The organism is Picosynechococcus sp. PCC 7117 (assembly GCF_001693275.1).
GTDB lineage: Bacteria > Cyanobacteriota > Cyanobacteriia > Cyanobacteriales > MRBY01 > MRBY01.
The window spans coordinates 1,060,750-1,073,439 of record NZ_CP016477.1; the positions used below are offsets into that span (position 1 = coordinate 1,060,750).

Here is a 12,690-nt window from a genome sequence, read left to right on the forward strand (position 1 = left end):
TCACCAAGGAAACTTACCACCGTGCCCAATCCTCCCCTGATCATTGTGCGCCACATCTTCCTGTTCGGACAAGCGGTTTCTTTGCCGGCCAATGCCTTTACCGGATTGGTGAATACTTTAATTCTGTTGCTGTTGGTGGCGACGGTCGTGGCACTGGTGACCCGCTGGCTGAGGATTCCCTACGTGATTGGTCTGGTGTTGGCAGGGTTGTTGATCCCCAAACAAATTCTCTCCGATGCCATTGGCTTGAATCCTGAGGTCATTCTCAATTTATTCTTGCCGATTTTGATCTTTGAGGCGGCGATCAATACCGATATTAGTCGTTTGCGGAGCACCATTAAACCAATCGCCCTTTTAGCGGGGCCTGGGGTGCTTTTGGCGGCGACGATCACCGCTTTTTTCCTGAAGGTCAGCTTAGATTTAGCTTGGCTAACGGCCTGTGCGGTGGGCGTTATTCTCACGATTACAGATACAGTGTCGGTGATTGCGGCGTTTCGGACGGTGCCAGTACCGGGGCGACTGGCGACCATTGTGGAAGGGGAAAGTTTGTTTAACGATGGGATCGCCCTTGTTCTACTGAATATTGTGACCACCATTCATCTGCAAGGTTCGTTTAGCGTTGGGGAAGGGGTTGAGCAAATTTTAATTGCCTTTGTGGGGGGTGGTTTGCTAGGCCTGGGTCTGGGTTATTTGTGCATTGGCCTGTTCCGGCAATTGGATGATCCCCTCAGTAATATTTTGTTGACGGTGGCGGTCTCCCTGGGTACGTTTCAAATTGGTCAAGCCTTGGGGGTTTCTAGTGCGATCGCCGTGTTGATCGCGGGTCTTTTGATCGGCAACGTGGCGCTGCGAGAATGCTCCGGTTCCGTAACGATTACGCTCCTGAATTTCTGGGAATATGCAGGTTTTGGGGTGAATACTTTTATTTTTCTGTTCGTGGGGATTGAGGTCGCCCCTTTATCGTTGTTACAGACAATTCCGGCGGCTTTACTGGCGGTGGTGGCCTATCAAGTGGGGCGAATTTGTTCGATTTATCCTCTGCTGTCGGTGCTGAAGTTTTTCGACCGCCCCTTGCCCCTCCGCTGGCAGCACGTACTCATTTTCGGTAATGTGAAAGGCTCTTTGTCCATGGCCCTCGCCCTCGGCTTGCCTTTAACCCTCCAGGGGCGATCGCAGGTGATTACCCTCGTGTTTAGTACCGTCTTAGTTTCCCTGATTGGTCAAGGTTTGAGCTTGCCTTGGTTTGTGAAAAAGCTCCAACTCGCCAAGCCTTCCCCCGTCCGCCAACACCTCGAAAATTTGCAACTTAATCTAATCGCCGCCAAATCTGCCCAGGAGGAACTGAAGGAACTGTTACAGAGTGGCAGTTTGCCAAAATTCCTCTACGAAGAACTCTTTGCCAGCTACCAGGCCCGCATTGCCAACGCCGAGGAAGAGTTACGGGGGCTTTATAATCAGCGCCTCACCCAAAAACTGAGCCAGTTTGAAAACCAAGCTTATTTAGAAGGCTTGCGCCATCGCCTCTTTCTCGCGGAAAAAAGTGCCATTAACGAAGCGATTCTCAAGGGCTTAATCAGTGATGAGACGGCTCGGCCCTATCTACAAGAGTTGAACCAAAAAATTCTGGCGCTCCGGGATCCCTAAACAACACACAACCCCATAAAGTCCACCAACTGGTGTACCAGTTCTGGTTTGGTGACAGCCAGGATCGTCGAACCGCTCTCTAGGAGGGTGCTGCCATTGGGGATTTGTAATTCTTCGTGGGGGTGCGCTTGGTAGCCGATTACTAATGTCCCGGCAGGAAACCGATGATCCTGGGCTAATTCCGCGACGCTCCGGCCAACAATGGCGCAATTTTCAGGAATCGAGAGCTTTAAAACTTCGATTTGCCCCTGTTCAAAATGCATCATTGCATCGACTTCAGGATATTCAATGGCATTAACCACGCGATTGAGGGCCAGTTCTGTGGTGCTGATAATGTGGGTTGCCCCCGCGAGTTTGTAGGGCTCGATAAAGTCGCGATCGCGCATCCGAACAATGATTTGCGGGACACCATAGTGTTTGCAGAGAGTCACCAAGGCGAGATTGAGGGCATCGTCCCGGAGCGTGGCAATCACGGCGTTGGCTTTGCGGATGCCAGCTTCGATGAGGACACTGGTTTTAACGGCACTTCCTTCAAAGGCCATGACACCAATTTTTTCGCGGGCATCCTGACAGGCGGCCGGATCGGTATCAATGATCGCGACGGTGTGGTTCATTCGTTGGAGGGTTTTGGCGAGATCTCGTCCCATCATCCCGGCACCACCGATTAAAACGTACATGGGGTTTCTCCTTGGTAACTGGAAAAAAGGCGATCGCCTTTCGCTTTGATCATGAAGAGTTCTGACAGCGATCGCAATGGCCACAGCGGAAGTCTTTGGCCTGGTCATGGAAACCAAAACTGTCGATTAAAAATTGCCAGCGGCAGGTTTTTTGTCGCCAAAAGGTTTGTAGCTGGCGAACAGCGTGGATTTGTTGCTGTTTCAGAAGCGTGAAGGCTTTCGGATCTAAGGTTGGCTGACGTTCGTAGGTAAACGGATCCCGCCAGCAGAGTTGCCCGGTGCTGTGTAAAATCCCTAGGCTTAATTCTGCTTGGTGATCGAGTTCTAAAATGCTGCCCTGGAGAGGAAGGGTCTGGGCCAATTTTGCGGCGTGGCGGATCTGCTTTTGGAGATTTTGTTGAAAAAAGCGCGTGCGGTTTTTATCCTCCGGGTTTAAAAGGCCCGTGGGTTCGCTGATCAAACTTAGGGCTGTGCTTTTTTTTCCATCACGACCGGCGCGACCAATTTCCTGGAGATATTCCGCCAGAAGACTAGGGGGATGGTAGTGAAGAATCCAGCGCACATCAGCTTTATCAATGCCCATCCCAAAGGCATTAGTACAAACGACAAATTGTAAGCGCCCCGTTTGCCAATCTTTTTCCTGTTGGCGGCGATCGCCTGGACTAAGACCCGCATGGTAGGCCGCTGTCTGATAATTTTGTTGCCCCAGGGTCATGGCTAGGGTTTCCGCCTCCCGCCGCGACCGGACGTAAATCAACCCCGACGCCTTGGCATTGGTTTGTAGCAATCGGTGCAACTGGTCTCGTTTGCCCTTGGGACTCCAAACGGTGCGGCTTGCTAAATGTAAATTCGGGCGATAGGGACTCTCGACAAATTTTTTGGGACTCTTGAGCTGGAGGGTTTGGCTGATACTTTTCTGGGCTTGGGGATCAGCGGTGGCCGTAAAGGCGGCGATCGCCATTTTTGTGCCCTTGGGTTTGTGGCGTAGTAAGGCGGGACGCACAGCCCCTAAGCGTCGGTAGGCCGGACGAAAGGTATCCCCCCACTGCACCAAACAATGGGCTTCATCGAGGATTAAACCATTCACCTTGAGCTGGGGTTGAATCAGTATTTCCCAAACCGGGGGACTTAAAAGGGTTTCTGGCGATAGATACAGCAAGCGCAACTGGTTTTTGGCTACTGCCTGCAGGGTTTGCCACCGCTCTAATTTTGACAACTGACTGTGGAGGAGTCGGGCCGGGAGGCGTTTTGCCTGGAGAGTTTGCACCTGATTTTCCATGAGAGCGACCAAGGGAGAAACCACCAGGGTCAGACCCGTTTGTAAAATAGCTGGCAGTTGAAAACAAATGGATTTACCGCCACCGGTGGGCATGATAATCAAAGCATCCTGTCCGGCGAGTAAACTGCGGATAATCTGATCCTGGGGTGGCCGAAAGTCATCGTAGCCCCAAATTTGTTGGAAGGTGTGCTGTACCTGCGCCCAAGTCTGTGTCATTTTTTCGTGAGTTTCTTGCTACACCGTTCATTTTCAAGGCGAAACCCGTACAATAATGGAGTTTTGCGAACCTTTAAGAATCTACAAAAGCAATGCCCACTGCTACTCTGCTAGTGTCCTGTCCGGATCAACAAGGTCTGGTTGCGAAAATTGCCAACTTTATCTATGCCAATGGCGGCAATATTATCCACGCCGATCAGCATACGGATCTTAGCGTTGGTTTATTTCTGACGCGCATCGAGTGGGAGCTAGACGGATTCAACCTGCCACGGGAGGTCATTGAACCTGCTTTCGGGGCGATCGCCAAACCGTTGGGGGCAACCTACAGCCTACATTTTTCTGACCAGGTTCCCCGGCTGGCCATTTGGGTCACAAAACAGGATCACTGTTTGCTGGATCTGCTCTGGCGACAACAAGCTAAAGAACTCAAGGCAGAAATTCCCCTCATTATTAGCAATCACCAGGAACTAGAGGCGATCGCCCAACAATTTAAGATTGATTTTCACCATATCCCGATCACCAAAGCCACCAAAGCAGAACAAGAAGCAAAACAATTGGCCCTGTTGCAGGAATACAACATCGATCTGGTGATCCTCGCCAAATATATGCAGGTGCTTAGTCCAGATTTTCTCGGCCAGTTTAACCAGGTGATCAATATCCACCATTCCTTTTTACCAGCTTTTGCAGGGGCGAAACCCTACCACCGCGCCTACGACCGAGGCGTAAAAATCATTGGTGCCACGGCCCACTACGTCACCCAGGATCTCGACGAAGGGCCGATTATCGAACAGGATGTGGTGCGGGTCAGCCACCGGGATGACGTGAAAGATCTAATTCGCAAAGGCAAAGATTTAGAACGTATCGTCTTATCCCGCGCCGTCCGCCTCCATCTACAAAATCGCGTTTTAGTTTACGGCAACCGCACCGCCGTCTTCGCCTAAAATCCTCCCTTGAGGGAGGTGGTCGATAGACCGGAGGGTGTATGTCCTTTAAGGGAGATGGTGCAGCTTAAGATTTCCCCTTAAGGGGAACTAGAGGGGTGTATAGAGTTTGCACTTGGGTAATCGGCAACCGGGAGGCCACAGGCAAATCTAGCCGGGAGCGATCGCCTTTCTGGAAATGTTCCGCCGCCGCACAGGCAATCATCGCCGCATTATCCGTACAGAACTTAAGGGGCGGGAAATAAACCTGAATTCCTGCTGCCGCTGCCGCTGCCGTCAAAATTTCTCGTAAACCACTGTTTGCTGCCACACCACCACCGACCACAATGGTTTGCAGTTGGCGATCGCCTGCACACCGTACCGCCCGTTTCGTTAAAGCCTGGGCAACGGTGTATTGAAAGCTGGCCGCAATATCTGCTACAGGCACGGCTTTCCCCTGGGTTTCAAATTGCTGCACCAAACGCAGCACCGCCGTTTTTAGACCACTAAAACTGCAATCGTAGGGATGGTAACCCCCGCCCGGTAAGGAAATTCTTCCCTCTGGCAACTTAAAGGCTTGGGGATCTCCTGCTTTAGCCAGACGATCAATCACTGGCCCCCCCGGATAACCCACCTTCAGCAACCGTGCCACCTTATCAAAGGCTTCTCCAGCCGCATCATCACGGGTTTCCCCCAACAGTTCATATTCCCCACAACCGCGCACCTCAATGAAGCTCGTGTGCCCCCCGGAAACCAAGAGACAGAGAAAAGGCGGCTCTAACTCCGGTTGACTGAGGTAGCTGGCATAAATGTGTCCCTCTAGGTGATGAACGCCAATAAAAGGCTTGTTATGCACCATCGCTAACGTTTTTCCGGCGGCCGCTCCCACCAACAAAGCCCCCACTAAGCCCGGCGCACAGGTCGTGGCGATCGCCTCAATTTCAGACCAGTCCAACCCCGACTGCTCAAAGGCCGTGTCAATACAAGCATTGATACTTTCTAAATGGTGCCGCGATGCTACCTCTGGCACAACGCCACCAAATTCCCGATGAATGTCGATTTGTGAAGCAACCACATTGCCAAGAACTTTACGATTATTAACAATTGCAACGGCAGTTTCATCACAACTTGTTTCGATTGCTAAAACAATGCTCATATATCGGTATAACTTAGATTTAAGTTAACAACTTTAACCTTTTTTGCCTTTACTCGATACGCTGGTCACAGTAATATTGCTTCCAAAGTACAAATGGATTGGCGTATCTTTTGTACAAAAAACTTAATTATTTTGTAACAAAAGGAAACAAACTTATGCAACGTTTCGTAGCTGTTGTTTGCGCCTTTGCTCTCTCTTTAACTTTGTGGCTGGGTTTTGCTTCCCCCGTGAAAGCAGATTCTTTGTCTCACTTAACCCCCTGTAGTGAGTCCGCCGCTTATAAACAAAGAGCAAAGAACTTCCGCAACACCACCGCAGACCCGAACTCCGGTCAAAACCGTGCCGCTGCTTACTCTGAAGCCCTCTGTGGCCCCGAAGGTTTGCCCCACCTCATCGTGGACGGCCGTCTTGATCATGCCGGTGAATTTTTAATTCCAAGTATTCTCTTTCTCTACATTGCTGGTTGGATCGGCTGGGCTGGTCGCGCTTATCTGATCGCAGTCCGTGATGAAAAAGATGCGGCAATGCAAGAAGTCATCATCAATGTCCCCCGGGCATTTAGTTTGATGTTGGCTGGTTTTGCTTGGCCTTTGGCTGCTCTGAAAGAATTTACTTCCGGTGAGCTAGTCGTGAAGGATGCGGATGTCCCCATCTCTCCTCGCTAGGTTTTCATTTTTAAGTATTTATCATTCTTTTTGGAGTAAATAAATGGATAAGTTCTTATCTTCTGCGCCGGTGTTGTTGACCGCAATGATGGTTTTTACGGCCGGACTACTAATTGAGTTCAACCGTTTCTTCCCTGATCTTTTATTCCACCCGTAGGTTTAAATAAAACATCACTGGGATTTTGGTTTTAATAATCTAATAAAACAACAGCACTGGGAATAGTCTCAGTGCTTTTTTAATTGGTTCGACTTGATTTTTTTTGACTTTGTAGCGGCAGAAAGGCAATCAAGGAAATTGACCCGAATCGAATTAGAAGAAAGCCGTCATTTTGACTCTTTTGTGAAAAGATCATGCCCATAAACAAAGACTACAAAACCTTGAAATCATCAAATATTTTGCCTTTTCAATAAAGCGGCACCTTCACAAATTAGACCGGAAAAGTTAATCAAAAATGCAGACAACCCTTTCCCGATCTCCGCAAACAGAGTTTGATTTTTTGGGCATTAATTTCAAAATTTAGTTTGTCGCTTTAGCCCCGATTTTAGGTTCGGTACCAGCGATGATTCTTTGGATATTACTGCGATGGCGCACAATGACATAAATACCAGCGATCGCCCCAAAGAGGATGTAGGGGAGGGGCTGCTGTAAAACAATCATCAAAAGCATCACGGCGATCGCCCCACTGATCGAACTCAGGGAAACGATTTGGGTTAAAGTAATTGCCGCTGCAAAGGTAACGATAGTGCCCAGAGCAACCCAAGGAGCCATGATCAAAAGGACACCGATGCTGGTAGCAACGGATTTGCCGCCGTTAAAGCCGATGAAAATAGATTTGCTGTGGCCCAAGACAGCGGCGATCGCCACGGCCATGGTGAGCCAATATTGGTCATAGTTGGCAGGAAAGGCAATCCATTCAGGGTGGGTATAAAGCAGCTTGAAAAATAAAATCGCCGCAACGCCCTTGAGCGCATCGAAGAGCAACACCGTGATCCCCGCTTTTTTACCGAGGGTTCTGAGGACGTTGGTCGCCCCTGTGGAACGGGAACCATAATCGCGGATATCAATTCCCTTGAGCCACTTGCCAGCTAGGTAGCCCGTGGGAATAGCGCCCAATAAATAGGCCACTCCGATGCAAAAGGGGGCGATCGCCAACGAAAGATTCATAACCCATTACTCCGATGCAGAAAACACGTGCGAAAACTTAGAAAAAGTAAGAAGAATCGGACTGGGGTTCCGGCGCAAATGCAAGCCACAACGGGTATTGCAGCAACGACAGATTAATATTGTCCTCAGCCTCATCAATAATGATTAGCGGTAGTCTATCATCTTCTACGAGTCGATCCGCCTTTTGGACGAGGGCATCGGGACTTTCAAATAAAATGACCCCAGAGTTTGGCCCGAAGTCACTGCGGGAGATGCCTAAACAGTCCTGTAAGCCCCGCCGCCATTCGCCGAGCCGTTCTGGCGTATTTGCCAAAATCAAGGCCCGGAGGCGATCGCCATAGAGACTGTAGAGCACCGATAAACTGGCCGAAGCCACAAGAATATTTTGCAGACGGCTACCCATACTCCGGATTGCGCCCCGTCCACCTTGGTCAAAGAACCATTTTTTCACCCGTTCGCTATGGATTGGCTCGAAGGTGCGGCGCAGTTGCCAAGGGGGGCCATAGTAGTCCGGCGACATTCGGTATTGATCCAGCATTTCCTGGATTCGACGCGCCTTAGCGGCAAAACTTTGCTCCGAAAACTGGGGCGGGGTTAATTTTTGAGGAGGAGGCTCCGGGGTCGGTACTGGTGACGGTGCCGCAGACCAATCTTGATCAAAGCTGGGTAAGTCTAACTGCTCGGCGGCGATCGCCAAATCCTGCAAGCTCCCGATGAGATAGTCCTTAAACCCTTGCACCCGCACGGCAATTTCTTGGGATGTACCCGCAAAGGTGGTGCGCATTTCCTCACGGATTTTGTCCCGACGTCGCTCCAATTGGGCAACAGATTTTTGCAGGCTTGCTTGTCTGTCTTCGAGGGTTTGGAGTCCTGTGGCCATCAACCGTTCTAGTTGAGCTTGGAGATCTCCCGTTTCCGTTTGTAAGAGGGCCGCTTTTTCTGCCTTAAGTTCGGCAATCTCTGCCAGAAGCGCTGCTTTCTCTGCCTGTAATTTTTCTAAGTCCGTGCTGTCTGTCGTGGTCTCTGGGGTCTGGTCAGGCGCAGGAGTTGAAGCACTGGCATCAGTCTCGATACCACTCGCTTCAGAGGGCAAATTTAATGGTTCTTTGGGAGTGGGTTGCAGATCTAATTTGGGTCGGTCTTGTTGGTCTTGTTGGGGGTCTGAACTCATAAAAGTTTGTCCTTAGGGGCAACGGGTGACAACGCAGGGGAAAGCGTCATTAATGAAGGGTTTTAGTCTTGGCGGGGGCAGCGCGCTTCGAGAACCTGCTGGAGGGTGCGGGGGTCAAAAATAATCGGTAAAAAATGAATGCTATTGATTTCTTTAAAGTAAAACAGGATGGGAACCCTTGTCCAAAAGATGCGCCAATTTTGCCATTCGCGATAGGGGAAACGCCGAATGCGATCACCGCTGCGATAAACATCTAAATCCGTGGCGGTGAATTCTAGTCGCAGGGTTACTGCTTGAAAAAGTAAAAATAGACCAAATAACGAGGCGATCGCCCCCACCCAAATTTGCCAGAGGGCTAGGGGAATCCCGCTAATAATCAGCACCAGGGGAATATTATAGCTAGGCCGTAATTCCACCGTTGGCGGCAGTTGATCGCTGAGCTGAGGGGACGGAGAAGCAGAAGTCATTGCTTGCTGTGCGGGTTTTAGGGTGAGCAGGGGTGAATTCCAATTTTAACGCCAAGCCTTTCCCCATTAAAGATTTTCTGATTTGAAGCACAAAAATAAAGAATTTGACGCGAAACCCAGAAAATTACCGGCCTTTCTGGAAAAAAACTCTTACGATAGGGAGATGCTTTTCTCAGATTCTCCCAATGTTTTCTAAGCTCTTCATCAAGAAGCCTATTTTTGCCCTGGTTTGTGGTGTGATCATTTTACTGGTCGGTCTCATTACGATTCCCAGCCTCCCGGTTGCCCAGTTTCCCCAAATTAGTCCCACCCAAATCAGCATCACCGCCAGCTACACCGGGGCCAGTGCTGAAGTAGTAGAGCAAACCGTTACCAATATCCTTGAAGCAGAACTCAACGGGATCGAAGGTCTCAGATATCTTTCCTCCACCAGTAGTAACGACGGTCTGAGCACCATTGTGGCCACCTTTGATGCGAGTCGTAATGAAGATCTTGCCGCCGTCGATATCCAAAACCGACTTGCCGCCGTCACCTCACAACTGCCCGCAGAAGTCCAGCGAAACGGAGTCCGGGTGGCGAAAAGCAGCAATAACATTGTCCTTGGGGTGGGTTTGTACTCCGAGGCGGGCGAATATGACGATGTCTTTCTCAGTAACTATGCCGATAATTATCTGCTCGATGCCCTCCGCAAACTAGAGGGGGTCGGTAATGTCCAAATTTTTGGGGAACGTCGCTATGCGATGCGGGTCTGGCTTGATCCCAATCGTCTGGCGGCCCGTCGCCTCATCCCCCAGGACGTAGTCGCCGCAATCCAAGAACAAAATCGCCTGGTGGGGGCTGGACAGTTGGGCCAATCCCCTGCCCCCGCCGGACAACAGTATCAGTTTGACTTAGAAATTCAAGGGGGACGCCTGGGAACAGTACCAGAGTTTGAAGAACTGGTTCTCAAGGTTGATGAGCAGGGTCAGATTATCAAACTGCGGGATGTGGGCCGCGTTGAGCTAGGGGCCGAGAGCTACAACACCACTGTCCGCTACCGAGGCAACCAGGCTGTCGGGATTGGGATCTTCCAGCGGCCGGGGAGTAATGCCCTGGATGTGGCAAATCGCGTCATTGCGGAGATGGAAGTCCTTTCGGAACAGTTTCCGCCTGGGTTGGATTATCGGATTGCTTTTAATACAACCGATTATGTGGCGGCATCGATGCGGGAAGTGGTGATCACCCTCATCACGGCGATTGCCTTAGTGATTTTTGTGATTTTCCTTTTTCTCCAAGATTGGCGTACAACCCTCGTGCCGACCTTGACGATTCCCATTGCCTTGATTGGGACGTTTATTTTCATTAAACTCTTCAATTTTTCGATTAACAGTCTGACCCTCTTTGGTTTGACCCTCGCGACGGGTCTAGTGGTCGATGATGCGATTGTGGTCGTCGAAGACATTGCCCGGCTCATCCACGAGAAAGGCATGGCCCCAAAACAGGCGGCGATCGCCGCGATGCAAGAGTTGACCGGAGCCGTCATTGCTACCTCCTTGGTGTTGATGGCTGTGTTTATTCCGGTGGCTTTTTTCCCAGGGACGACGGGGGCTTTGTATCAGCAGTTTGCCCTCACCATTGCCTTCTCTATCGCGATTTCGACCTTTATTGCCCTGAGCCTAACGCCTTCCCTCGCTGGGGTTTTGTTGCGCGATCGCCCCGAACCCACCAGTGCTTTGGGAAAAGTCTTTAACCAATTCAATCGCTTTCAAAATTGGCTCCGTCGCCGCTACCAAAAAATTCTTTTCCAACTGACCCGCATGAAATATGCCGTGGTGAGTCTTTTTACTGTCCTGCTGGTGATAACCGCCTGGCTTTACCAAATTGTCCCCGGCGCCTTTGTGCCCGAAGAAGACCAGGGCTACATCATCACCCTTGTCCAGGCCCCCCAGGGGGTTTCAATGCAGTTCACCGATGCTGTGATGGCGCAGGTCGAAGCAGAACTCCTCAAAATCCCCGAAATTGACGGCACCTTTGCCATTAGTGGCTTTAGTTTTGGGGGCGGTAGTCAAGCCAATTCTGGTGTTATTTTTTGTCCCCTGAAACCTTGGTCAGAGCGGACTCGACCTGAACAAACAGCCCAAGGGATCATCGGTCGCCTATTTCCGACCTTTGCGCAAATTACTGAAGCCCGTGTCTTTCCTGTGAATCCACCGCCGATTCAAGGTCTCAGTAACTTTGGTGGTTTCCAGTTCCAACTCCAAGACCGCAGTGGACGCGCTGCCATCCAGGATTTGGTGGGAGCCATGGGACAACTGCTAGGTGCTGCGAACCAAGATCCCGCCCTCCAAGGGGTGTTTAGTACCTATGCCGCCAATAATCCCAAATATGACCTTGAGATTAAACGGGATTTTGCAAAGGCAAAAAATATCAATATTGCCCAGGTCTATGGCACCTTACAAACGGCCTTTGGGTCTACCTATGTCAATGACTTTGATTTGGGTCAGGATAATTATCGGGTCTATGTTCAAATGGATGGCCTATTTCGGGATAATCCGGCGGATATTGGTCAGGTTTATACCCGTTCCGACACAGGCGAAATGGTTTCCCTGGGGCAGTTATTCACCGTCACACCCGGCTCTGGGGCACAAACCATTAACCACTACAATCTGTTGCGTTCCATTGAAATTAATGGTTCTGCGGCTCCGGGGGTCAGTTCTGGTGAAGCTTTACAAACGATGGAACGCATCGCCCAGCAAACGTTACCCCGCAGTTTTGGTTATGAGTGGGCGGGTACAGCCTTAGAGGAAATTGAGTCTGGCGGCCAAGCACCGATTATCTTTGGTTTGGGGCTGGTCTTTGTCTTTTTGGTTCTAGCCGCGCAATACGAAAATTTCTTGGATCCGGCGATTATTTTACTTTCGGTACCGTTAGCGATCTGTGGTGCTTTGACGGCATTGGTACTTAGGGGCTTCCCTAATGATGTGTATTGCCAGGTGGGTCTGGTGATGTTGATTGGTTTGGCGAGTAAAAATGCGATCTTGATTGTGGAATTTGCAAACCATTTGCGTGGCGAAGGGCTATCAATTACCAAAGCCGCCATTGAGGCCGCGCGGGAACGACTCCGACCAATTTTGATGACAGCGATCTCGACCTTATCGGGGATCTTTCCCTTAACATTGGCAACGGGGGCCGGGGCCGCCAGTCGTCAGTCTTTGGGGACGACGGTCTTTGGGGGAATGCTAGTGGCGACTTTGTTGAGTTTGTTTGTGGTGCCGATTTTGTATATTTTGGTGACTTACCTGAGTGAATCTTTATTGGGTCACCGACTGTCAAAGGATGAGGTATAGGATT

11 protein-coding genes are annotated in these 12,690 nt (G+C 50.3%); 5 read left to right on the plus strand and 6 right to left on the minus strand.

Going from position 1 to position 12,690, the window contains the following annotated elements; all coding sequences use genetic code 11:
- Positions 1 to 21: 21 nt before the first annotated feature.
- Positions 22 to 1,644, plus strand: a complete 1,623-nt coding sequence (locus tag AWQ22_RS05130; protein ID WP_012306630.1) for a sodium:proton antiporter — start codon at positions 22 to 24, stop codon at positions 1,642 to 1,644.
- On the opposite strand, the gene AWQ22_RS05135 is transcribed toward AWQ22_RS05130, so the two are convergent.
- Entirely contained in the window at positions 1,641 to 2,321 is a 681-nt protein-coding gene (locus AWQ22_RS05135; RefSeq protein WP_062433224.1) for a TrkA family potassium uptake protein, read from the minus strand. The genes AWQ22_RS05130 and AWQ22_RS05135 overlap by 4 nt on opposite strands.
- Positions 2,322 to 2,370: 49 nt before the next feature.
- The gene (locus tag AWQ22_RS05140; RefSeq protein ID WP_065710402.1) at positions 2,371 to 3,816 is read right to left on the minus strand and encodes an ATP-dependent DNA helicase RecQ; all 1,446 of its coding nucleotides are present in this window, start codon (positions 3,814 to 3,816) and stop codon (positions 2,371 to 2,373) included.
- A gap of 92 nt (positions 3,817 to 3,908) precedes the next feature.
- On the opposite strand from AWQ22_RS05140, the gene purU reads away from it, so the two are divergent.
- Positions 3,909 to 4,757, plus strand: a complete 849-nt coding sequence (gene purU / locus AWQ22_RS05145; protein WP_065710403.1) for a formyltetrahydrofolate deformylase — start codon at positions 3,909 to 3,911, stop codon at positions 4,755 to 4,757.
- Positions 4,758 to 4,824: 67 nt separating this feature from the next.
- Here purU and tsaD read toward each other — a convergent pair whose 3' ends face one another.
- Positions 4,825 to 5,892, minus strand: a complete 1,068-nt coding sequence (gene tsaD / locus AWQ22_RS05150; RefSeq protein ID WP_065710404.1) for a tRNA (adenosine(37)-N6)-threonylcarbamoyltransferase complex transferase subunit TsaD — start codon at positions 5,890 to 5,892, stop codon at positions 4,825 to 4,827.
- 155 nt (positions 5,893 to 6,047) lie between these two features.
- On the opposite strand from tsaD, the gene AWQ22_RS05155 reads away from it, so the two are divergent.
- Together AWQ22_RS05155 and psaJ are read left to right on the plus strand one after the other, a co-directional pair.
- Positions 6,048 to 6,557, plus strand: coding sequence for a photosystem I reaction center subunit III (locus AWQ22_RS05155; RefSeq protein WP_030007236.1), 510 nt, complete (start codon positions 6,048 to 6,050; stop codon positions 6,555 to 6,557).
- Between the two features lie 43 nt (positions 6,558 to 6,600).
- Complete coding sequence (psaJ, locus tag AWQ22_RS05160; RefSeq protein ID WP_012306636.1) at positions 6,601 to 6,714, plus strand: photosystem I reaction center subunit IX; 114 nt, start codon at positions 6,601 to 6,603, stop codon at positions 6,712 to 6,714.
- Positions 6,715 to 7,074: 360 nt separating this feature from the next.
- On the opposite strand, the gene plsY is transcribed toward psaJ, so the two are convergent.
- The 3 genes from plsY to AWQ22_RS05175 form a co-directional block, all read right to left on the minus strand.
- The gene (plsY, locus tag AWQ22_RS05165; RefSeq protein WP_012306637.1) at positions 7,075 to 7,722 is read right to left on the minus strand and encodes a glycerol-3-phosphate 1-O-acyltransferase PlsY; all 648 of its coding nucleotides are present in this window, start codon (positions 7,720 to 7,722) and stop codon (positions 7,075 to 7,077) included.
- Between the two features lie 37 nt (positions 7,723 to 7,759).
- Positions 7,760 to 8,893 carry a DUF3086 domain-containing protein gene (locus AWQ22_RS05170; RefSeq protein ID WP_065710405.1) on the minus strand — a complete coding sequence of 378 codons (1,134 nt, stop codon included), beginning with the start codon at positions 8,891 to 8,893 and terminating at the stop codon, positions 7,760 to 7,762.
- A gap of 62 nt (positions 8,894 to 8,955) precedes the next feature.
- Entirely contained in the window at positions 8,956 to 9,360 is a 405-nt protein-coding gene (locus AWQ22_RS05175) for a DUF3119 family protein (RefSeq protein WP_030007233.1), read from the minus strand.
- 185 nt (positions 9,361 to 9,545) lie between these two features.
- On the opposite strand from AWQ22_RS05175, the gene AWQ22_RS05180 reads away from it, so the two are divergent.
- A complete protein-coding gene (locus tag AWQ22_RS05180; protein ID WP_065710406.1) occupies positions 9,546 to 12,686 on the plus strand; it encodes an efflux RND transporter permease subunit in 3,141 nt (1,046 codons plus the stop codon).
- The last annotated feature ends 4 nt before the right edge of the window (positions 12,687 to 12,690 follow it).